The following is a 19,975-nucleotide window of genomic DNA, read 5'->3' on the forward strand; positions in this document are numbered from 1 at the left end:
CGTTCAGTAGAACCGAAAAATGTTCGCATTCATTACGGATGCTAAAACTGTCGTCCTGACGAAAGTCAGGACCCAGCGTCGTATGGGCGGTCCTCACGACACTGGGTCCCAGCGTTCGCTGGGACGACAGCAGTGGCAATAACGGTGTTACGCTGAGCTAGCCTTCTTCCACACCTCAAATGTGCCTTCCATCGCGCCCATGGCGGCGATCACCGCATCATAGGTGGCGTCGTTGTCGTAGCCGGCCAGCTTCACCTTGAACTCTTCCATCAGGCTTTCCAGTCCCGGCGTGTCGTTGGGCAGGCGGATGCCGCCCTTGGTGGTGGCAAGCATCCAGTAAGGCATCGGCAGGAAATCGTCGCCGATGGTGATGACGATGCGATTGATGTCTTGCCAGGCGATGCTTTCCAGTTCGGCGTCGCCGCGCGAAGTCTTGATGAACTCGTCATCGAACGCGACCGTCACAGGTTTGGCGCGCGCGGCGGCGCGGCGGGCCGGGCGCATGTCGGCGGCGCTCGGGCCCGCGTTGATTTTCCATTTGGTCGATGCCGGCGTCGGGAAGAGGCGATTCTTGACGCGCTGGCCGAAGGCGAACATGGCGCCGAAACTGAGCCCGGTCAGTACGCCGTAGCCGAGGCTGGAGCCGGTCAGGGCGAATTGCGAACCGGCCCAGGCGGCGCAGCAGGCGGCAAGGGCGAAGCCGACGATGTAGGCGAACAGCGGCGGTTGCGAAGGCGTGTCGGACATGGCGCGTTCCTGTGATGTTTCTGTGGCGTTATGGAGCGATGGCGGCAATGGTAACGCAAGCCGGAGCGGCGTTGAGTACAGGCGAAGCTATTTTTGCCGCATTATTTTCCGCAATAACCCGCTTGATGGCGAGGACAAGCAATGTCCTTGGTACAATCTGGGTTTTACGGCATTTCATACATTTATTTGGCATTCCATGATCGACATCCAACTTCTTCGTAAAGACATCGACAATGTCGCCGCCCGTCTGGCCGCGCGCAAATTCCAGCTCGATGTCGCCGCTTTCAATGCGCTCGAAGGCGAGCGCAAGCAGATTCAGACCCGTACCGAGGAATTGCAGGGCAAGCGCAACAGCCTGTCCAAGCAAGTCGGCATGCTCAAGGGCAAGGGTGAAGACGCTTCGGCGGCGATGGCGGAAGTGTCCGGTATCGGCGACGAACTCAAGGCGTCGGCTGCGCGTCTCGAAGAAGTGCAGGCGCAACTGAGCGACTTCCTGCTGACGGTGCCGAACCTGCCGCACGAGTCGGTGCCTGCCGGTGCCGATGAAAGCGGCAACGTTGAAGTGCGCAAGGTCGGTACGCCGCGCAATTTCGATTTCGAGATCAAGGACCACGTCGACGTCGGCGCCGCGCTCGGTCTGGATTTCGACGTCGCCGCCAAGCTGACCGGCTCGCGCTTCGCCGTCATGAAGGGCGGCATCGCCCGCCTGCATCGCGCGCTGGCGCAGTTCATGCTCGACACGCATACGCTGGAACACGGCTACACCGAGTGCTACACGCCTTACATCGTCAATGCCGATTCGCTGCGCGGCACCGGCCAGTTGCCGAAGTTCGAAGCCGATCTGTTTGCGGCCAGGAAGGGCGGCCAGGAAGGCGACACCAGCGACAACACGGCCTTGTACCTGATCCCGACCGCCGAAGTGCCGTTGACGAATCTGGTACGTGACGAGATCGTCGCCGGCGACACGTTGCCGCTGAAGATGACGGCGCATTCGCCATGCTTCCGTTCCGAAGCCGGCAGCTATGGCCGCGACACGCGCGGCATGATTCGCCAGCACCAGTTCGACAAGGTCGAAATGGTCCAGATCGTGCATCCGGAAAAATCCTACGAAGCGCTGGAAGAGATGCTCGGTCACGCCGAAAATATCCTGAAGAAGCTCGGCTTGCCTTACCGCGTTATCACGCTGTGCACCGGCGACATGGGCTTCGGCGCCGCCAAGACGTACGACATCGAAGTGTGGCTGCCGGCGCAGAATACCTATCGTGAAATTTCGTCGGTGTCGAATTGCGAAGCCTTCCAGGCGCGTCGCATGCAGGCGCGTTTCCGCAATGCCCAGGGCAAGCCGGAACTGGTCCATACGCTCAACGGCTCCGGCCTGGCGGTCGGTCGTACGCTGGTGGCAGTGCTGGAAAACGGTCAGCAGGCCGACGGCAGCGTGGTGATTCCGGAAGCGCTGCGTCCTTACATGGGCGGACTGGAAAAGCTGGCGCCATAAGCATCGCAGGCAGGCATTGGCAACAAGCCGCCGCGATGAAAAAAGGCTGACGATTCAACATCGTCAGCCTTTTTTATGTCCGATCAGGTTTGTTATCGTTTACATTGCCCACGCGAAAGTCGCCGGCACGCGCCGTTCGATGAACAGGCTGTTGCCGGGCGTCTTCTTGGCCTGCTTCTTGGCCTTGGTGGCGGCAGAGGCGATCTGGTGCGGCGAGGAATATTGAGAAGGCTCGATCTTGACCGCGCCCAGCGACAGGCTGACCAGCGGATGGAGCACGCGATTGCCCTGGCGGTCTTCGCTGTAATAGCCGCCGCGCTCCTTGTCTTCCACATAGTAAAAGCTCTGCGACGCGCCATTGAAGGCATCCAGGATCGCCTTGCAGCGGTGTTCCCAATTCTCGCTCTGGAACATAATCAGGAAGTCGTCGCCGCCGATGTGGCCGATGAAGTCGAGTTGCGGGTCGCAATACTGGCTCAGCGTGCGACCGGTCAGCTGGATCATGTCGTCGCCCTTGCGATAGCCGTAGACATCGTTGAAGGGTTTGAAGTTGTCGAGGTCGCAGTAGCAGATGCAGAATTCCACGCCGCTCTGCAGCAGGAAATCGATGTGTTCGTTGATCGGCACGTTGCCCGGCAACTGTGTCAGCGGATTGGCGTAGCGCGCGGCTTCGATCTGCATCTGGGTGATTTCACGCAGCAGGTCGTGCCCGGTGCCCATGCCGACATACTGGCCCTGGTCGACGATGATGAAGCCGTTCGACAAGTGATGCGACTCGGCCTGCACCAGCACATGGCTGAGGTCTTGCAGGCTGGTGTCCTGTTCGGTCAGCAGCGGATTGGGATCCATGAAAAAGGTGCAGGACTTCTTGCCGTAGAGTTCGCGGCCATACAGGCGGGCGAAGCGCTCCACCATGCTGTAGCGATTGATCAGCCCGACCGGGATGCCGTTGCTGACCACCGGCAAGGCTTGCAGCTGCGGATCGTTGACGAACAGATTGTAGACTTCGTCGTTGGACACGTTGGGCGAGACGTATTGGCTTTCGCGCAAGAGCTTGAAAACGGTCGCGCTCTTCTTGGTCGGGCCGTATTTCTGTGTGGCCAGCGGCACCTTGTCGCGCCGCAGGATCTTGCTGATGTCGTCGCCGACCACGGTTTTCGGATTGGCGTGCGGACGCGCGATGTGATAACCCTGGCCGCAGGCGATGCCGAGGTCGCGGATGGTCAGCAACTCAGCCTGGGTTTCAATGCCTTCTGCGATGACGATGGAGCCGGATTTTTCGGCGATCTCCTGGATGGAGCGCACGAACTGCAGTTTCATCGGGTCGTTGTTGATGCCCTGGATGAAATGCATGTCGACCTTGACGTATTCCGGCTGCAATTCGGACCACAGGCGCAGGCTGGAGAAGCCCTCGCCGAGATCGTCGATGGCGATCTGGAATCCCATGTCGCGGTAGTGCATGGCGGCGTTGCGCAGCAACTGGTAGTCGTAAGTCGGCTCGTTCTCGGTCAGTTCGATGATGATGCGCTGCGGATTGATGCCGAGCTTTTCCAGATGGCGCAGGGTTTCGCCCTGGATCGCTTCCGGTTGCACCAACGCGCCCGGACTGACGTTGAGAAACAAATTGCCCGGCAGGCCGGATTGCGCGAACTGCGCCATGACGATGTGGCGGCACAGGTGTTCGACCTGCACCGACAGCTTGTTGGCGCGTGCGACCTTGAACAGATTGAGCGGCGAATGCAGGGGGCTGTTGGAGGGGCCGCGGATCAGGCCTTCGTAGCCGATGATTTCGCCGCTGCGCATGCGGATGATCGGTTGGAACAGCGCCGTCAGGCTGCGTTGCGCAATGATCTCGTGAAGATGGGACAGCAGCTGCGAATCCTGTTGCTCTTCGCTCTGGCGAGCAGTGCCGGCTTCCCCTGCCTGTGCGGTGGGAAAGGGCGGGACGTTGCTGTCGAAATCATGTGCAGCAAAAGGTGCCATTGTCAGGTCCAGTGGGTCCAACCGAAAGTAGAAATGTAGCGCCCGGGCGCTGGGCAACATCTGATCCTAGTAGAGATTTGTGACAAGATGATGATGCGTAAATTATTTTCGGCTCTTCTGGACAAAGAAATTTTATTGAAAATTAGTTGCGAGCTATTTCCTTCTCTAAAACGATTCTGCTATAATCTTTTGCTTTGCTGCCTCAGGGCAGTAATTTCGACTAGGTTAACCGGAGAGGTGGCAGAGTGGTCGAATGTACCTGACTCGAAATCAGGCGTACGGTTTCCCGTACCGTGGGTTCGAATCCCACCCTCTCCGCCAGATACAAGCAACGCCCGCGTCATGCGGGCGTTTTGCTATCCAGACGGGCATTGGCATATCCGACATGGTCTTTGTCGTTTCCAGAAAAGTTGATTCTCGTTGTTGATTGCGCCCGATTTTGCCTGGCTTGCCCCCTGTGCCCCAAGGCCGGGTTTGTTGCTTTTTACCTGAAGAATGCGCAATTGCGGACTGCTGCGCCGTCATTGCGGTCGCTGAAATTGTCTGTTTTGCAATTTCGTCGTTCTGCGGGTATTTCGAAGGTAATAAGATGTCGCTGAATCGCTTGTTCTGGTTAATTTCAGTTGCACTGATGCTGATCTTTCTTGCGTTGACCGCGAGGATCGTCTCCAGCGAATGGGGCGAGTACCGTCGCGGCACGCGCAGCGTCGAGGCCGTGCAGGTGGTGCAGCTCACCATGATTGCCATGGAAAAAACGTCCATCGAGCGCGGTCCGTCCAATGCGCTGATGGGAGGCGAGCCCGCCGATTTGCCGCAGCTTTCCAAAAAACTTCAGGTTGCGCGCGAGCAAACCGATGCGTCGATTGCAACGCTGCTTGACGTCTTGCGTGCCGACGCGGATGTGCGCTACGCGCCGGTCATTCGCAAGATCGAATCGGTCAAGGCTGCGCTGGAGCCGGCGCGTCTTAATGTCGATCGCCAGGTCGGCGTGCCGCGTTCCCAGCGCTCTTCGGACGATGTCTCGGCAGCGGTGAGCGGCATGATCGATCTGATCCCTCCGTTCGTGACGGCCGTTGCCGATTTGACGAGCATCGCCATTCAATCCGATCCGCAGCTGTTGGACGGCTTGACCGGCATGCGCGTGGCATCGAGCCTGCGCGAGTATGCCGGTCAGGTCGGCTCCAAATTCACTGCGCCCGTCATCACGCAACGGCCGTTGACCAAGAATGAGGTGATCGAGATCGGCAAGCTCTACGGCCGCATCGAGCAGTTGCGTTCCTTGCTCAATATCCAGATGAGGGCTTACCGGGACAATGTTGCCTACAATGCCGCCTTGTCCGATCTCGATGCGCAATACTTCGGCAAGGGCTTGCCGTTTTTGGGCGAGTTGCTGCAGATAGGGCTGGTTTCCGGCAGCTATGAACTGACGACGGCCGAGCTGGCGGCGCGCTATGTGCCTCCCATGTCGTCGATACTGCGCTTGCGCGATGTCATCCAGGCGGATCTGGTTCGCGATGCCGAAATTCGCAATCGCCAGGCGCGCAATTACCTGGTCGCGACGGTCGTGATGGCGCTTGTCGCCTTTGCCTTTTTCTTCGTGCTGATGTATCTGGTGCGGCAGCGCGTGCTGGCGCCAGTGTTGCGGGCAACGACGCTGGTGACGGGACTGGCGGTCGACAATCTCGAGGTGGAGATTCCGACGGCGCGCTATCGGGACGAAATCGGCGATATGCTGCGCGCATTGCAGGTGCTCAAGGCGCGCAGTTTCGAACGCATCGGCCTGGCCGGCGAACGCGAGACGCTGATTCAGCAATTGCAGGTGTCGTCGAATACCGATTTCCTGACCGGGGTGATGAACCGGCGCGCGTTCTTTGCGCACAGTCAGCAGCAACTGGCGGTTGCCCAGCGCTACAAGCGCAACCTCGCACTCATCCTCCTGGATGTCGATCATTTCAAGCGCATCAACGACAACTACGGCCATCTTGCCGGGGACAGCATTCTTCGCAGCGCGGTGCAACTGATTGCACAACTGTTGCGCAAGGTGGATATCCTTGCGCGCTATGGCGGCGAGGAATTCATCATTCTGTTGCCCGAGGCTGACATGGAGCAGGCGCTGGTCGTGGCGGAAAAGCTGCGTTCAACCTTGTCGCAACAGACTTTTGCCATCGACGACGTGGCGCAGATATCGATTACCGCCAGTTTTGGCGTGAGTGCGCTTGCCGGCGCCGCAACCCTGGATTACATGATTCGCCTGGCCGACGAGGCGCTCTACAAAGCAAAGAACGGCGGCCGCAATCAGGTCGTGCGCGCAAGCTGATATGGGTGTGAGATGGATTTAGTCGCGGTCGTTGAAGGCCGAGATGTGCGACACCTGGAAGACGCTGGACAATGAGTGCAGCTCGTTGCGATGCAGTTCCGCCAGGCGATGCAGGTACTGTTCCCCGATTGCCGTCAGTCTTACCTGCACCAGGCGCTTGTCCTTGTCGTCCTGGGTGCGCGTCACCAATCCTGCTTTTTCGCAGCGCGTCACCAATGCCACCACGCCGTGGTGCTGTGATTGCAGGCGCTCGGCCAGCTCGCTGATGCTGGCCCAGTCGCGCCCCGGAAATCCCTTGATGTGCAGCATGAGCAAATATTGCAGCGGCGTGAGTCCTTCGCTTTGTGCGGCGTCTTCGCTGAAGCGGATGAAGCGGCGCAACTGGTAGCGAAATTCCGACAGTGCTTCGAAATCGTCTTTTTGCAGGCTTGAGGGTGTTTTCATTGATGGCGAGAGGAGGCGATGGAGCGGGCGTGAAATCCCGGCAATCCTGCATGGTAATGCCTTGTTGCAGCAAAATATATCATCTTGTGATGTAATTGCGCCTTCGGGTTTTTTGATTATTTCCAAGAATGGGTTGGAGCATGCGCGATTCTATCCTGCAATGGCTGAGGAGTTTTATTCCGCAACGATCTGCGGTGGATCGCTTTGAGCGCATGCGCGCCAGCATGGGTGCCTTGTTCGGGATTTTGTTGACGGGTTTGCTGAGTCTGTCGGTCTTGCCGCATGGGGCGGCGACCGTGTGGCTGATTGCGCCGATGGGGGCGTCGGCGGTGCTGCTGTTTGCGGTACCGTCCAGTCCGCTGGCGCAGCCGTGGTCGATTATCGGCGGCAATCTGGTGTCGGCGTTGGTAGGCGTCTCGTGCGCCAGGCTGGTGGCTGAGCCTGCATTGGCGGCGGCGCTGGCGATTGCGCTGGCGATCGCGTTCATGTTTGCGCTGCGTTGCATTCATCCGCCCAGCGGCGCGGTGGCGTTGACGGCCGTGCTCGGCGGGCCGGCGGTGCACGCCATGGGATACGGATTCGTGCTGACGCCGGTATTGCTCAATTCGTTTCTGCTGCTGGCGACGGCCCTGTTTTTCAATAACGCGACGCGGCGCCGTTATCCGCATGCGCAGCAGAACGAGCATCGCAACAACACGCACGGCACCGCGGACGCGGCGCCGACTGCGCGCCTGGGTTTTTCGCATGACGATCTGGATGCGGTGCTGCGGCGTTACAACCAGGTGCTGGACATCAGCCGCGACGACCTCGAAGAAATTTTCCTGCAGACGGAGATGGAGGCATATCGTCGCCGCTTCGGCGAAACCGTGTGTGCGGACATCATGTCGAGCGATGTGGTGGCTGTCGAATTTTCGACCGAACTGGCCGAAGCGTGGCGCCTGATGCGGGAGCATCGGGTGCAGGCTTTGCCGGTGCTCGACAGGGCGCGTCGCGTGATCGGCATCGTCACCAAGACCGATTTTCTGCATCATGCCGGTCCGCACGAATACCGGCAGCTTGGAGAGAAGCTGCGCGCGTTCCTGCAGCGCACGCCGCATACGCATTCGATCAAGCCGGAAGTGGTCGGGCAGATCATGAGCGCCAAGGTCAGGACGGCTTCGGTGCATTTGCCTATCGTGCAACTGGTGCCGCTGATGGCGGATGAGGGCCTGCATCAGATTCCGGTGATCGATGACGAGAGGCGCCTGGCAGGCGTGGTGACGCAGGCGGACATGGTGGCTGCGTTGTACGTCAACAATCTGTCCCGTGCTTCGGCCGGTCTGCGCGTAGCGGCATCCTGATGCACTGACTTGTTTGTCGGCGGCATCGAACGATTTGATCTGATGGCGTCTAAAATAGCGAGGACATGCGAAGCAAAGATCCGGATAAAAATCTGAATGGAAACAGGAGACCGCCATGCGCCAAACAGCTCTGATTTCAGTCATTCTTGCCGTGCTGCTGACCGCGGCGTGCCAGCGCAAAGGCGACCCGCCCAAGCCGACCGTGTCGATGGCGCCGGTTGTGGATAGCGTGGTCTAGCGTTTCAGTCGTGAGTTATCGAGTTTGTGAATGTCTGCTATTGGAACAATAAAGCAGACGAGGGCGGAGACGATCGCTATAGTTACACCTGTCTCCTCCAATTTTCCTCCTTAAAGAAATTGGATTCAGCCCGCAACCTCCGGTTCGCGGGCTTTTTTTTGCCCAAAAGACTGCGCGCGTGCTTCTTGGTAAGATGTCGCCAGTTGCCACGTAGTCCTCGTAAAGATATTCATGTCCCAAATTCCCCCGGAACGACCCGATACCCCTTGTGTTGCAGTCTGCTCAACGACTTTTGACGATGTCTGTCGCGGTTGCGGGCGCACCGTGTCCGAAGTGGCGCACTGGGTATTCATGACGGAGGAAGAAAAGGACGTGGTCTGGAAGCGCATTACCGCCGAGGGGTATCCGCGGCGCCAGAAATAGCGCGCCCGGCACCTAAACCTATTGATGATGAAGTACGTCCCCACTAAGGAGTCGAAAACATGATTCAACCACGTTTTGTCTGTCAGGCCGCGTCGGCATTGCTGCTCGTGGCGTTGACTGCGTGCAGCACGGTACCGGCCCCTGCACCCGTTGGCGTCAACACGCTTCCGGAGATCCCTGCGCCGGCGCCGGTGACGCTGGCTGCCGGGACGACGGCCTTGCTGGTGCTGGACATCAATTCGGCCGTGTGCCAGCCGAATCCAGCTTGCCTCGGCACGGTGCCGGCGATTGTTTCGCTGATCAACAAGGCGCGCGCGGCCAAGGTGCCTGTTTTCTATTCGACGACCGTCAGCCCATCAGGTCCGCCGCCGATGCTGTCCGCAGTCGCGCCGCAGCCGGGCGAACCTGTCGTTTCGACGCGTGCCAACAAATTTACCGGCACCAACCTGGAAGAACTGTTGAAGCAGGTCAAGGCGGAAACGCTGGTGATCGTGGGCAGCGCCGCCAATGGCGCGGTGATGTACACGTCCTTTCACGCCAACACGCGCGGTTTCACGGTAGTGGTGGCGGAGGACGGTATTTCCAGCCCGGTTCCCATCAATACGCAGCTGGCGCGTTATCAGGTGCTGAACCAGCCTGGTTTCATCAATGCAAACAACACGCCGCTGGCGGACAAGAAGGTCACGCTGAGTCGTGGCGATTTGATTACGTTCAAATAGGACCCGCATGATTGGGTGAGGAGGCCTCTGGGCACGCATCGACAATAAGGGGCTTTCGCCCCTTATTGCATTGTGTGGCTCATGTCCGTGACGCCGAAAAACGGCATGCCCGCATTACGCAGCATGCCGGTCAGCGCAATCATGGGCAGGCCGGTCAGGGCGGAGGGGTCGGTGCTGTCGATTCTTTCGAGGATGGCGATGCCGAGGCCTTCGTTCTTGGCGCTGCCGGCGCAGTCGTAGGGTTGTTCAATGCGCAAATAGGCGTCGAGCTCGGCATCGGGCAGGTCGCGGAAGGTGACGAAGGTCTGGATATTTTCGATTTGTATGGCCGGCTCGCCGGGATTGCGGTTGTCCAGCAGGCATAGCGCGGTATGGAAGATCACGCGTCGGCCGCGCATGCGGATAAGTTGCTTCAGTGCATTCTCGTGGTTGCCGGGTTTGCCGATTTGCTCGCCGTCGAGCGTGGCAACCTGGTCGGAGCCGATAACAAGTGAATTCGGGTGGTGTTTTGCGATGGCCTCGGCCTTTTGTCGGGCCAGGCGCAGCGCTGTCGCCTCGGGGCTTTCTCCCGCTGAGGGCGTCTCGTCGATATCGGGCGAGATCGCCTCGAAAGGCAGTTGTATTCTGGACAAGAGTTCTTTCCGATAGATCGAGCTGGAGGCCAGAATCAGGCGGGGAGGGGGCGTGGAATTGTGCATTATGCGACAACAGGTAAGAAGTGCTGGCTAAAAATACGCTAACACTTTGACGAATAAGGGAAAACGCTGTTATTATCGCAGGTTTTCCGGATTCTGCTTTCGCCATGGGCACTTTTGTGATCGACGCATTTGAATTTTGTCGGCTCAAAGAGCAGGCCGAGGGCGAGTTATCGGTAGCCGATCTGGCGCGTCTTGCCGGTGAAACGGTTGATCGCTCCGGCGCCATCAAGTGGTCGTTGAGCGGCGGTGCCGACAAGCTCGGACATCCGCAATTGCGTCTCTCTATTTCCGGTCAGGTCAATCTGGTCTGTCAGCGTTGTTTGACGTCGATGCCGTTTCAGGTGTCGTCCGATTCGACGCTGGTGCTGGCCAGGGATGAAGATGCTGCGGACGCCATCGAAGAGTTGCTCGATGATGAAGAGATTGATGTCATTGTCGGTGATGCAGCTTTTGACGTCGGCGTTCTGGTTGAGGATGAGGCGTTGCTGGCGTTGCCGGTGGCTCCAAAGCACGATGTGTGTCCCGGTCATGTGGCGGCTGAGGCAGTTGCGGCAGAGAAAGTATCTCCGTTTTCGGTGTTAAAGAATTTAAAGCAGTAATTGTTGGTGGCGGGCTTTCGGGTTTGCCAAAGTACGGATTCTCGGTTGGTCAGTCAATTTGCTAGCCGGATATGTTAAAATTTTAGAACTTAAGGTTTAGGAGTTATCATGGCTGTTCAGCAAAACAAAAAGACCCCATCGAAGCGCGGTATGCATCGTGCACACGATTTCCTGACAGCGCCGCCGCTGGCAGTCGAGCCGACAACTGGTGAAACACACCTGCGTCACCACATCAGCCCGAACGGTTTCTACCGTGGTCGCAAAGTTCTGAAGACTAAGAACGACGAGTAATCGGGATTGCTGTTAAGGCGGAACGCGGCGCAATGATTTTTTAATTGGCGCCGCTTTTTATATGCTTAATCAGCGTAGCGCGTCATTTTGAATCGCGCCAAATCTGCCCCATAATGCGGGTTGGCAAGGCTCTGAATCAAAACAATGACCATCAAAATTTCCATTGACTGCATGGGCGGCGATCACGGCCCGTCAGTTACTATCCCAGCCGCCATTTCTTTTCTGCAGCGCGAACCTGAGGCCGAGTTGATCTTGGTCGGTCAGGAAGAGTTGTTGCGCGCGGTCTTGCGCAAGCACAAGCAGGCAGATGCCGCTCGGATCCGCATCCAGCATGCTTCCGAGGTCGTCACCATGGATGATCCGATTGAAGTCGCCCTGCGGCGCAAAAAGGATTCGTCCATGCGTGTCGCCGTGAACCTGGTCAAGGACGGCCAGGCGAATGCGGCGGTTTCCGCCGGCAACACCGGCGCGCTCATGGCGGTTTCCCGCTATGTACTCAAAACGATACCAGGCGTCGATCGCCCGGCTATCTGCACTATTCTCCCGAATCAAAAAGACGGTCCGACCTACATGCTCGATCTGGGCGCCAATGTAGATTGCGAACCGCAGCATTTACATCAATTTGCATTGATGGGCTCCGCCTTGGTTTCCGCCATGGAAGGCAAGCCCAAGCCGTCCATCGGTCTGCTCAATGTTGGCGAAGAAGAAATCAAAGGCAATGAAGTGGTCAAGCAGACCGCCGAGTTGCTGCACGCCGACCATGAAAAGGGCATACTTAATTTTTACGGCAATGTCGAAGGCAATGATATTTTCGAAGGCACTACGGATATCGTGGTGTGCGACGGTTTTGTCGGCAATGTGACGTTGAAGGCTTCCGAAGGATTGGGGCGTTTCGTCAAGATCGTTCTGACCACGGAATTCAAAAAAGGCTTCTTCAACAAGCTGGGCGCCCTGATCGCTTACGGCGCCATCAAGGCCTTGTCGCGTCGGTTGAACCCATCCCGTTACAATGGCGCCAGTTTGCTGGGCTTGCGCGGGCTGGTTTTCAAAAGCCACGGCGGCGCCGATGTGTACGCGTTCGAATGGGCGATCCGTCGTGCCTACGATGCGGCCAAATATGATGTGTTGTCGCGCATCACGACAACGATGGCGGAATTGATTCCGCAGGTGGAGGCCTTGCATGTCGCAGATCGCGCCGCCACATCAACCGAAACAACAGAACAGAAAACGGTATGACTCTCTATAGCAAAATTGTCGGCACCGGCAGCTATCTGCCGCCCAAGCGCGTGACCAATGACGAGTTGGCAAAGCAGTTGGCGGAAAAGGGGATCGAGACTTCCGACGAATGGATCGTATCGCGCAGCGGCATTTCCGCGCGCCACTATGCCGAATCGGACGTGTTGTCGAGCGACCTCGCCATAGAGGCAGCGCAGCGCGCCCTTGAGATGGCCAAGTTGCAGCCTGATGATATCGATCTCATCATCATGGCGACATCGACGCCGGATCATCTGGGTGGTTTCCCGAGTACGGCCTGTGTCGTTCAGCGCAAGCTGGGCATCACCAACGGTGCCGCCGCGATGGACGTGCAGGCGGTGTGCAGCGGCTTCGTCTACGCGATGTCGGTGGCGGACAGCTTCATCAAATCCGGCGCGCACAAGAACGTGCTGGTGATCGGCGCGGAAGTGTTTTCGCGCATTCTGAATTTTGAAGATCGCACCACCTGCGTGCTGTTCGGCGACGGTGCCGGCGCCATTGTCATGACGGCGTCAAAAGAACCCGGCATTCTCGCTTCGAAATTGCATGCCGACGGCAGCCATGGTCACATTCTGTGCGTACCCGGCAACGTCAACGATGGCGCAGTTGCCGGCAATGCGTATCTCTACATGGATGGTCCTGCTGTATTCAAGCTGGCGGTTTCCGTGCTGGACAAGGTGGCGCGTGAAGTGCTGGCAATTGCCCAGGTCGATGCGAAAGAAGTCGACTGGCTGATTCCGCATCAGGCCAATATCCGCATCATGCAAGGCACCGCCAAGAAACTCGGTCTGCCGCTGGAAAAAATGGTGGTGACCGTGGATGAGCACGGCAATACCTCCGCAGCGTCGATTCCGCTGGCTTTGGATCAGGCGGTGCGCGATGGTCGCGTCAAGCCGGGTCACAACGTCATGATGGAAGGCGTTGGCGGCGGCTTCACCTGGGGCGCCGTGCTGGTTCGCATGTAAGCAGGCGCAGAGGGCAGTTCAAGCGCCTGTTCTGATATGAATTGATTTACTAACGACAAAATAGAGCATGACAAAATTTGCTTTTGTTTTTCCGGGTCAGGGATCGCAAGCCATCGGCATGTTGAACGGATTTGCCGACAACGAAGTCGTCAAGGCGACTGTTGCGGAAGCTTCCGATGCGCTGCAATTCGATCTTGGCAAACTGATTGCCGAAGGCCCCAAGGAAGATCTCGACCTGACCACCAATACTCAGCCAGTCATGCTGACTGCCGCCGTGGCGTTTTATCGCGCCTGGCTGGCCGCGGGCGGCAAGGCGCCGGCGCTGGTCGCCGGTCATAGTCTGGGCGAGTATTCCGCGCTGGTTGCAGCCGGCGTGATCGCCTTCAAGGATGCGGTGCCGCTGGTCCGCTTCCGTGCGCAGGCAATGCAGGAGGCGGTTCCTGTCGGCCAGGGCGGCATGGCGGCGATTCTCGGTTTGTCGGACGACGACGTGCGCGCTGCCTGTGCCGAAGCAGCGCAGGGTGAAGTGGTCGAAGCCGTCAATTACAATTCGCCGGCGCAAGTGGTGATTGCCGGCAGCAAGGCGGCAGTCGAACGCGCCTGCGAAATCGCCAAGGCCAAGGGCGCCAAGCGTGCGCTGGTGTTGCCGGTTTCCGCGCCGTTCCATTCTTCGCTGCTCAAGCCGGCGTCGGATCGTCTGCAGGCGTATCTGGCGAACGTGCCGTTCTCTGCGCCACAACTGCCGCTGATCAACAACGTCGATGTCGCCATCGTCAATGATCCTGCCGCCATCAAGGATGCATTGGTGCGCCAGGCTGCCAGCGCCGTGCGTTGGGTCGAGACCGTGCAAAAGATGTCGGCTGAAGGCATTACTCATGTGGTCGAATGCGGTCCCGGCAAAGTGCTGGCCGGCTTGACCAAGCGTATCAATGGCGACCTGACCGGCGAAGCCATCGTCGATCAGGCTTCTCTGGACAAAGTATTGGAGTTGCTGAAGTGAGTGATCAAATTTCGCAAAATTCGCAAAACCTGCAAAATCAAGTCGCGCTGGTGACCGGCGCATCCCGCGGCATCGGTCGCGCCATTGCTCAGGAACTGGTTCGCCAGGGCGCCAAAGTGATCGGCACGGCGACGTCTGAAGCCGGTGCTGCCGCCATCAGCGAATACCTCGAGCAATTGCAGCCGGGTTGCGGCAAGGGCGTCGTTCTCAATGTGACGGACGTTGCTGCCTGCAACGCCGTCATCGATACGATTCAAAAAGAATTCGGCGGCCTCTCCATCCTGGTCAACAACGCCGGCATCACGCAAGATCAGCTCGCCATGCGCATGAAAGAAGAGGAGTGGGATAATGTCATTTCCACGAATCTGACGGCAGTGGGGCGCCTGTCGCGCGCCGTGTTGCGCGGCATGATGAAGGCCAAGCATGGACGCATCATCAACATCACCTCCGTGGTTGGTTCGGCCGGTAATCCGGGGCAGATGAACTACGCAGCCGCCAAGGCCGGTGTTGCCGGCATGAGCCGCGCGCTGGCGCGTGAAATCGGCAGTCGCAACATCACGGTCAATTGCATTGCGCCGGGCTTTATCGACACCGACATGACCAAAGTGCTGGGCGAGCAGCAAACTGCCGCTTTGTTGCAGCAGATTCCGCTGGGTCGTCTCGGCGCTCCTGAGGATATCGCTGCAGCAGTAGCGTTCCTGGCGTCGGCGCAGGCCGGCTACATCACCGGCACGACCTTGCACGTCAATGGCGGCATGTATATGAATTAAGCGTCTTTGGACGCAGTTGGCAGCAATTTAAGTATTCTTGCTAAGAATACTTAAAAGTAAATTTTTGGCGTGCAAACCTGATAAAATGCGCGCACTTTTGTAACCTATCCACTGGAGGCACTTATGTCCGATATCGAACAACGCGTTAAAAAGATCGTCGCTGAGCAACTGGGCGTCGCTGAAGCTGACATCAAGACAGAATCGTCGTTCGTGGACGATCTGGGCGCTGACTCGCTCGACACGGTCGAACTGGTCATGGCGCTGGAAGATGAGTTCGAAATGGAAATCCCTGACGAACAAGCTGAAAAAATTACAACCGTGCAACAGGCGATCGATTACGCCAAGGCACACGTCAAGGCCTAAGCTGGTTTTGAACGACTCTAGGAGAATTGCTTGAGCCGCTCACGTGAACGTCGTGTAGTCATTACCGGTCTGGGATGCATTTCGCCTGTTGGCAATACCATTGCCGATGCATGGGGTGCAGTCAAGGAAGGTAAGTCGGGCATTGCCACCATCACGAAGTTTGATGCCACTCCTTTCACCACGCATTTTGCGGGTGAAGTGAAGGGCTTCAATATCGAAGATTACATCCCCGCCAAAGAAGCTCGCCACATGGATACCTTCATCCATTTCGGCATGGCGGCCGGGATGCAGGCTATGCAGGACAGTGGCCTGGTCGTTACCGACGAAAATGCCGAACGTATCGGCGTCATCATCGGTTCCGGCATCGGTGGTTTGCCTCTGATCGAGCAAACGCATGAAGAACTGACCAACCGCGGCCCGCGCCGCATCAGTCCGTTCTTCATTCCGGCGTCGATCATCAATATGATTTCCGGTAACTTGTCGATCAAGTACGGTCTGAAGGGCCCCAATCTGGCCATCGTGACTGCTTGTACGACTGGTCTGCATTGCATCGGCTCGGCCAGTCGCATGATTCAGTACGGCGACGCCGACGTGATGATTGCGGGGGGCGCGGAGTCCAGTGTTTCGCCATTGGGTATCGGTGGTTTCGCTTCCGCGCGTGCACTGTCGACTCGCAATGACGATCCGGCGACCGCTTCCCGTCCGTGGGACAAGGATCGCGACGGTTTCGTGCTCGGCGAAGGCGCAGGCGTGATGGTGCTGGAAGAGTACGAGCATGCCAAGGCGCGCGGTGCCAAGATCTATGCTGAAGTGCTCGGTTTCGGGATGAGCGGCGATGCTTATCACATGACCGCGCCGAATCTGGATGGTCCGCGTCGTTGCGTGGTTTCTGCCTTGCGCGATGCCGGCGTCAATCCGGACGAAGTGCAGTACCTGAACGCGCACGGCACGTCGACCCCGCTGGGCGACAAGAACGAAACCGATGCAATCAAGGCGGCTTTCGGCGATCATGCCTACAAGATGGTCGTCAATTCCACCAAGTCCATGACCGGCCATTTGCTGGGCGGTGCAGGCGGGCTGGAATCGGTGTTCACCGTGTTGGCGCTGCACAATCAGGTCTCTCCTCCGACCATGAACATCTTTAATCAGGATCCGGAGTGCGACCTTGATTACTGTGCCAACCAGGCGCGCGATATGAAAATCGATATCGCCGTCAAGAATTCGTTCGGATTCGGTGGCACCAACGGCACATTGGTGTTCGGTAAGGTATAAATGCCTGGCTCGGCTTTCAAGTGAAAGCCGAGTTCGTTTCTCCACTCCAATTTATATGTCGATAGCAGTTTCCGCGGATATCAAGCCTTCCCGTATGCTATTGATCATGATGGCTGCCGCAGCTATCGTCGTCGCCCTCATCGGCGTTATCTTTGCTTTTGCCCTGGTAGGGCAATTGTCTTTCATTTTCAGAATGTCCCTTGCTGCAATATGCATTGCGGCTGCATTGCTGGCATTCTGGCTGGCGTTGCAAAATCGCAAGGCCGTCTGGTTGCATATTTCCGGAACGGGGCAGATTCGTCTGGTGGAACATCATGCCGTCGTGCGTGCGAAGGCCGGTTCACGGGTCATGAGCGGCGGTCTGGCGCAGTTGCTGGCAGGTTCTACCGTATGGCCGAACCTGCTATTGCTGCGGTTGAGACTTGAAAACGGCAAAGTACGCACCATACCTGTCTTGCCGGACTCTGTCTCGAAAGAAACTTTCCGGGCCCTGCAAGTGGCTTGCCGCTGGGTTGCAAGCCATAATAACGACGCCCGCTAGGCATCGGACTCACCAGAAAAGCAAAAAGATAGTACGCTTGCTGAATTTATTGCGTCACAACTGGTCAATGACTCGGTTTGTGCAGAAATGATAAAAAAACAAGGAACCTGGATTTGACGACGGAACGCGAAATTGATCAACTGCTTGTCGAGCGTGTGCAGCGTGGCGATAAGAAGGCGTTCGAGCTATTGGTTGCCAAATATCAACGGAAACTGATGCGGCTCGTTTCGCGCCTGGTACGCGATCAGGCGGAAGCCGAGGATGTCGTGCAGGAGGCGTTCATCAAAGCCTACCGCGCGCTGCCCCAGTTTCGAGGCGACTCCGCGTTCTATACCTGGTTGTATCGCATCGGCATCAACACGGCGAAAAACTACCTGGTGACCATGGGGCGCAGGGCGCCGACGTCGACCGAGGCGGATGCTGAAGAAGCTGAAACTTTTGACGATGGGGAGCACCTAAGAGACATCAATACTCCCGAGTCGATGCTGGCGACCAAGCAAATTGCCCAGACCGTCAACGTTGCAATGGAGGCGTTGCCGGAGGAATTGCGAACAGCAATCACTCTGCGTGAAATTGAAGGGCTGAGTTACGATGAAATCGCCGATGCCATGGGATGTCCGATTGGCACCGTGCGCAGCCGGATTTTCCGGGCGCGCGAAGCGATTGCGGAAAAACTGAGGCCATTGCTGGGCACGGCAATCGACAAACGTTGGTAAGGTCGGTGGTTGATGCAGAATGCCGTTGTAATGCGTTATGAGTTTTGCAGGTAAGCGACATAAAAATAAGAGTGGGTGATGGAACTGAATTTTGTGGCCGGGTGACTACTTATGGATACCAAAGAAATTAGCAGAGAACAGATTTCGGCATTGGCCGACGGCGAGCTTGTTGACGCACATGTCAACGTAGCGCTGGCCGTGTTGCGACAGCCTGAAGAGCAGATCACATGGGATTTGTATCATCAGATTGGCGACGTTCTGCGCTCCGATGAAATGGCTTTCTCGCTGAGCGAGGGGTTCGCGGCGAAGATGAGCGCGCGTCTCGATGCCGAGCCGGCAATTATTGCCCCACAGCTGAATACTGTGGCGGCGGAGCAGATTATTGTGCCCGCGGCCGCAAATGGCGGATCGGCGCGCAGACGTTTCGTGCGACGGTTTGCCATGCCGGGCGCCGCGGTTGCAGCAGCCGTGGTGGCGGTCGTTTTCGTGGCCGCTCCGCAGCAATCGGTGACGATGGCCAATAACGGCGCGGCGACGTCTACCATCGTTGCTCCATCCGGATCGGGCATCACGACCGTGGCGGCATCGTCGTCTCCGCAAAGCGCCGCGCAGGTCAGCAGTCTGGCGCAGCAAGGCGAAGTCGCTCGCGACCCGCGTATCGACGACTATCTGCTGGCACACCAGCGTTTCTCGCCTTCCATGTACAGTTCGGTCCAATATGCCCGTTCGGCGGCCTTCGCAATTGACTCAGATAAATAATATGCGGCAGACACAAGGTTTGCTCCGGGTAGTTCTATTCCTTTCGGCATTCATGGCATTCTCCGCTCGGGCGGAGAATGCACTGCCGGCAAAAGTGAGCAACAATCAGGACGCGCAGGTCTTACTCAAGAAAATCCAGTCCGCTGCTCAGCGGCTCAATTATTCCGGTACCTTCGTTTATCAGCAGTCCAATCAGATGCGCACCTCGCGCATTACGCACATCCTGTCCGGCAAGAACGAGATTGAAAAGCTGGAAGTCCTCGACGGCAAGCCGCGCGAATATATCCGCAACAACGACGACGTCGCCTGTTATGTGCCTGAGGCCAAAACGGTTCTGATCGAAAAGCGCATTACCCGGGATGTCTTCCCCGCGATTCTGGCTGCCAATCCCACCGACCTGGTCGATTATTACAGCGTCAAAATGGGCGAAACCGGTCGCGTTGCCGGCCATGACTGCCAGGCGGTGATTCTGGAGCCAAAAGACAAATTGCGCTATGGTTACAAGCTCTGGGCCGACAAGGCCACCGGGCTGTTGTTGCGAGCCCAGACCTTTGACGCCAAGAATGAGGTGGTGGAGCAGATATCCTTTACACAAATTGAAATCGGCAATATTGATCACAATCGCGTCAAGCCAAGCTTTACCAACACCAATGGCTGGCACATTGAAAACTCCGTCATGAGCCAGGTCAATCTGTCCGGCTGGTCGGTAACGCCGCCACCGGGATTCAAGAAGATTCAGGAAGTCAAACGCCTGATTTCGGATACGCAAAACACAGGCACGTCTACGGCCCAGCATGGCGTGACAACCCAGCGGGAAGTCTCCCAGATCGTGTTTTCAGACGGCCTTGCCGCGATTTCGGTATTCATCGAACCCGGTTCGCAAAGCCGCACTGAAGGCTCCATGCAGCAGGGCGCCATGAACATCGTCGGCCGTCGCCAGGGTGATTACTGGTTGACCGTCGTTGGCGAAGTGCCTGGCACAGCGATTCGGCAAGTGTCAAACTCAATAGAATTCAAATCCAAATAATACAAAAATCCACA

General features: G+C 57.6%; 22 protein-coding genes and 1 tRNA gene. 19 read left to right on the forward strand and 4 right to left on the reverse strand.

Annotated elements, in window-relative coordinates; genetic code table 11:
• Positions 1-147: 147 nt before the first annotated feature.
• The gene (locus tag PMI16_RS16155) at positions 148-747 is read right to left on the reverse strand and encodes a hypothetical protein (protein WP_007881412.1); all 600 of its coding nucleotides are present in this window, start codon (positions 745-747) and stop codon (positions 148-150) included.
• 196 nt (positions 748-943) lie between these two features.
• On the opposite strand from PMI16_RS16155, the gene serS reads away from it, so the two are divergent.
• Positions 944-2,242, forward strand: a complete 1,299-nt coding sequence (gene serS, locus PMI16_RS16160) for a serine--tRNA ligase (RefSeq protein WP_007881414.1) — start codon at positions 944-946, stop codon at positions 2,240-2,242.
• 99 nt (positions 2,243-2,341) lie between these two features.
• Here the strand turns inward: serS and PMI16_RS16165 are convergent, their stop codons facing one another.
• The gene (locus PMI16_RS16165; RefSeq protein ID WP_237719878.1) at positions 2,342-4,225 is read right to left on the reverse strand and encodes a GGDEF domain-containing protein; all 1,884 of its coding nucleotides are present in this window, start codon (positions 4,223-4,225) and stop codon (positions 2,342-2,344) included.
• A 231-nt stretch (positions 4,226-4,456) separates the two neighbouring features.
• Here PMI16_RS16165 and PMI16_RS16170 point away from each other — a divergent pair.
• A tRNA-Ser gene (locus PMI16_RS16170) sits at positions 4,457-4,546 on the forward strand.
• 268 nt (positions 4,547-4,814) lie between these two features.
• Positions 4,815-6,542, forward strand: a complete 1,728-nt coding sequence (locus tag PMI16_RS16175; RefSeq protein ID WP_007881425.1) for a GGDEF domain-containing protein — start codon at positions 4,815-4,817, stop codon at positions 6,540-6,542.
• An 18-nt stretch (positions 6,543-6,560) separates the two neighbouring features.
• On the opposite strand, the gene PMI16_RS16180 is transcribed toward PMI16_RS16175, so the two are convergent.
• Positions 6,561-6,986 carry a MarR family winged helix-turn-helix transcriptional regulator gene (locus tag PMI16_RS16180; RefSeq protein WP_007881427.1) on the reverse strand — a complete coding sequence of 142 codons (426 nt, stop codon included), beginning with the start codon at positions 6,984-6,986 and terminating at the stop codon, positions 6,561-6,563.
• A gap of 140 nt (positions 6,987-7,126) precedes the next feature.
• On the opposite strand from PMI16_RS16180, the gene PMI16_RS16185 reads away from it, so the two are divergent.
• From PMI16_RS16185 to PMI16_RS16195, 4 genes are all read left to right on the forward strand, one after another.
• Positions 7,127-8,326, forward strand: coding sequence for an HPP family protein (locus PMI16_RS16185; protein WP_007881429.1), 1,200 nt, complete (start codon positions 7,127-7,129; stop codon positions 8,324-8,326).
• 115 nt (positions 8,327-8,441) lie between these two features.
• Complete coding sequence (locus PMI16_RS26685; RefSeq protein WP_007881432.1) at positions 8,442-8,564, forward strand: hypothetical protein; 123 nt, start codon at positions 8,442-8,444, stop codon at positions 8,562-8,564.
• 231 nt (positions 8,565-8,795) lie between these two features.
• The gene (locus PMI16_RS25365; protein WP_034380882.1) at positions 8,796-8,987 is read left to right on the forward strand and encodes a DUF1289 domain-containing protein; all 192 of its coding nucleotides are present in this window, start codon (positions 8,796-8,798) and stop codon (positions 8,985-8,987) included.
• A 59-nt stretch (positions 8,988-9,046) separates the two neighbouring features.
• On the forward strand, positions 9,047-9,706 hold the full coding sequence (locus PMI16_RS16195) for a cysteine hydrolase family protein (RefSeq protein ID WP_007881433.1): 660 nt from the start codon (positions 9,047-9,049) through the stop codon (positions 9,704-9,706).
• 62 nt (positions 9,707-9,768) lie between these two features.
• Here PMI16_RS16195 and PMI16_RS16200 read toward each other — a convergent pair whose 3' ends face one another.
• Complete coding sequence (locus PMI16_RS16200) at positions 9,769-10,404, reverse strand: Maf-like protein (protein WP_007881434.1); 636 nt, start codon at positions 10,402-10,404, stop codon at positions 9,769-9,771.
• A 104-nt stretch (positions 10,405-10,508) separates the two neighbouring features.
• On the opposite strand from PMI16_RS16200, the gene PMI16_RS16205 reads away from it, so the two are divergent.
• The 12 genes from PMI16_RS16205 (at position 10,509) to PMI16_RS16255 (ending at position 19,961) form a co-directional block, all read left to right on the forward strand.
• A complete protein-coding gene (locus PMI16_RS16205) occupies positions 10,509-11,003 on the forward strand; it encodes a YceD family protein (RefSeq protein WP_007881437.1) in 495 nt (164 codons plus the stop codon).
• Between the two features lie 108 nt (positions 11,004-11,111).
• On the forward strand, positions 11,112-11,294 hold the full coding sequence (gene rpmF, locus PMI16_RS25370) for a 50S ribosomal protein L32 (RefSeq protein ID WP_006463510.1): 183 nt from the start codon (positions 11,112-11,114) through the stop codon (positions 11,292-11,294).
• Between the two features lie 144 nt (positions 11,295-11,438).
• A complete protein-coding gene (gene plsX, locus PMI16_RS16210) occupies positions 11,439-12,530 on the forward strand; it encodes a phosphate acyltransferase PlsX (protein ID WP_034380886.1) in 1,092 nt (363 codons plus the stop codon).
• Positions 12,527-13,513 carry a beta-ketoacyl-ACP synthase III gene (locus PMI16_RS16215; protein ID WP_007881442.1) on the forward strand — a complete coding sequence of 329 codons (987 nt, stop codon included), beginning with the start codon at positions 12,527-12,529 and terminating at the stop codon, positions 13,511-13,513. Before plsX ends, PMI16_RS16215 begins: the two co-directional genes overlap by 4 nt.
• 67 nt (positions 13,514-13,580) lie before the next feature.
• Entirely contained in the window at positions 13,581-14,513 is a 933-nt protein-coding gene (fabD, locus tag PMI16_RS16220; protein ID WP_007881443.1) for an ACP S-malonyltransferase, read from the forward strand.
• Positions 14,510-15,283, forward strand: coding sequence for a 3-oxoacyl-ACP reductase FabG (fabG, locus tag PMI16_RS16225; protein WP_007881444.1), 774 nt, complete (start codon positions 14,510-14,512; stop codon positions 15,281-15,283). Before fabD ends, fabG begins: the two co-directional genes overlap by 4 nt.
• A 123-nt stretch (positions 15,284-15,406) precedes the next feature.
• Positions 15,407-15,646 (forward strand): acyl carrier protein, encoded by a 240-nt coding sequence (gene acpP, locus PMI16_RS16230; RefSeq protein ID WP_007881445.1) that lies wholly within the window; start codon positions 15,407-15,409, stop codon positions 15,644-15,646.
• 30 nt (positions 15,647-15,676) lie between these two features.
• Complete coding sequence (gene fabF / locus PMI16_RS16235; RefSeq protein ID WP_007881446.1) at positions 15,677-16,918, forward strand: beta-ketoacyl-ACP synthase II; 1,242 nt, start codon at positions 15,677-15,679, stop codon at positions 16,916-16,918.
• Between the two features lie 55 nt (positions 16,919-16,973).
• Positions 16,974-17,459: a protein YgfX gene (locus tag PMI16_RS16240; protein WP_007881447.1), complete on the forward strand. Its 486-nt coding sequence runs from the start codon at positions 16,974-16,976 to the stop codon at positions 17,457-17,459.
• 113 nt (positions 17,460-17,572) lie between these two features.
• Positions 17,573-18,175: an RNA polymerase sigma factor RpoE gene (rpoE, locus tag PMI16_RS16245; RefSeq protein WP_007881448.1), complete on the forward strand. Its 603-nt coding sequence runs from the start codon at positions 17,573-17,575 to the stop codon at positions 18,173-18,175.
• 111 nt (positions 18,176-18,286) lie between these two features.
• A complete protein-coding gene (locus PMI16_RS16250; RefSeq protein ID WP_007881450.1) occupies positions 18,287-18,934 on the forward strand; it encodes a sigma-E factor negative regulatory protein in 648 nt (215 codons plus the stop codon).
• 1 nt (position 18,935) lies between these two features.
• Positions 18,936-19,961 carry a MucB/RseB C-terminal domain-containing protein gene (locus PMI16_RS16255; protein ID WP_034380890.1) on the forward strand — a complete coding sequence of 342 codons (1,026 nt, stop codon included), beginning with the start codon at positions 18,936-18,938 and terminating at the stop codon, positions 19,959-19,961.
• Positions 19,962-19,975: the final 14 nt, after the last annotated feature.

This window comes from Herbaspirillum sp. CF444, assembly GCF_000282135.1.
Taxonomy (GTDB): Bacteria; Pseudomonadota; Gammaproteobacteria; order Burkholderiales; family Burkholderiaceae_D; genus Herbaspirillum.

What these genes read in the sequence shown, in the direction of transcription:
- PMI16_RS16155 (WP_007881412.1), bottom strand. Translation starts at nt 747, where the DNA reads ATGTCCGACACGCCTTCGCAACCGCCGCTGTTCGCCTACATCGTCGGC.
- serS (WP_007881414.1), top strand. Translation starts at nt 944, where the DNA reads ATGATCGACATCCAACTTCTTCGTAAAGACATCGACAATGTCGCCGCC.
- PMI16_RS16165 (WP_237719878.1), bottom strand. Translation starts at nt 4,225, where the DNA reads ATGGCACCTTTTGCTGCACATGATTTCGACAGCAACGTCCCGCCCTTT.
- PMI16_RS16175 (WP_007881425.1), top strand. Translation starts at nt 4,815, where the DNA reads ATGTCGCTGAATCGCTTGTTCTGGTTAATTTCAGTTGCACTGATGCTG.
- PMI16_RS16180 (WP_007881427.1), bottom strand. Translation starts at nt 6,986, where the DNA reads ATGAAAACACCCTCAAGCCTGCAAAAAGACGATTTCGAAGCACTGTCG.
- PMI16_RS16185 (WP_007881429.1), top strand. Translation starts at nt 7,127, where the DNA reads ATGCGCGATTCTATCCTGCAATGGCTGAGGAGTTTTATTCCGCAACGA.
- PMI16_RS26685 (WP_007881432.1), top strand. Translation starts at nt 8,442, where the DNA reads ATGCGCCAAACAGCTCTGATTTCAGTCATTCTTGCCGTGCTGCTGACC.
- PMI16_RS25365 (WP_034380882.1), top strand. Translation starts at nt 8,796, where the DNA reads ATGTCCCAAATTCCCCCGGAACGACCCGATACCCCTTGTGTTGCAGTC.
- PMI16_RS16195 (WP_007881433.1), top strand. Translation starts at nt 9,047, where the DNA reads ATGATTCAACCACGTTTTGTCTGTCAGGCCGCGTCGGCATTGCTGCTC.
- PMI16_RS16200 (WP_007881434.1), bottom strand. Translation starts at nt 10,404, where the DNA reads ATGCACAATTCCACGCCCCCTCCCCGCCTGATTCTGGCCTCCAGCTCG.
- PMI16_RS16205 (WP_007881437.1), top strand. Translation starts at nt 10,509, where the DNA reads ATGGGCACTTTTGTGATCGACGCATTTGAATTTTGTCGGCTCAAAGAG.
- rpmF (WP_006463510.1), top strand. Translation starts at nt 11,112, where the DNA reads ATGGCTGTTCAGCAAAACAAAAAGACCCCATCGAAGCGCGGTATGCAT.
- plsX (WP_034380886.1), top strand. Translation starts at nt 11,439, where the DNA reads ATGACCATCAAAATTTCCATTGACTGCATGGGCGGCGATCACGGCCCG.
- PMI16_RS16215 (WP_007881442.1), top strand. Translation starts at nt 12,527, where the DNA reads ATGACTCTCTATAGCAAAATTGTCGGCACCGGCAGCTATCTGCCGCCC.
- fabD (WP_007881443.1), top strand. Translation starts at nt 13,581, where the DNA reads ATGACAAAATTTGCTTTTGTTTTTCCGGGTCAGGGATCGCAAGCCATC.
- acpP (WP_007881445.1), top strand. Translation starts at nt 15,407, where the DNA reads ATGTCCGATATCGAACAACGCGTTAAAAAGATCGTCGCTGAGCAACTG.
- PMI16_RS16240 (WP_007881447.1), top strand. Translation starts at nt 16,974, where the DNA reads ATGTCGATAGCAGTTTCCGCGGATATCAAGCCTTCCCGTATGCTATTG.
- PMI16_RS16250 (WP_007881450.1), top strand. Translation starts at nt 18,287, where the DNA reads ATGGATACCAAAGAAATTAGCAGAGAACAGATTTCGGCATTGGCCGAC.
- PMI16_RS16255 (WP_034380890.1), top strand. Translation starts at nt 18,936, where the DNA reads ATGCGGCAGACACAAGGTTTGCTCCGGGTAGTTCTATTCCTTTCGGCA.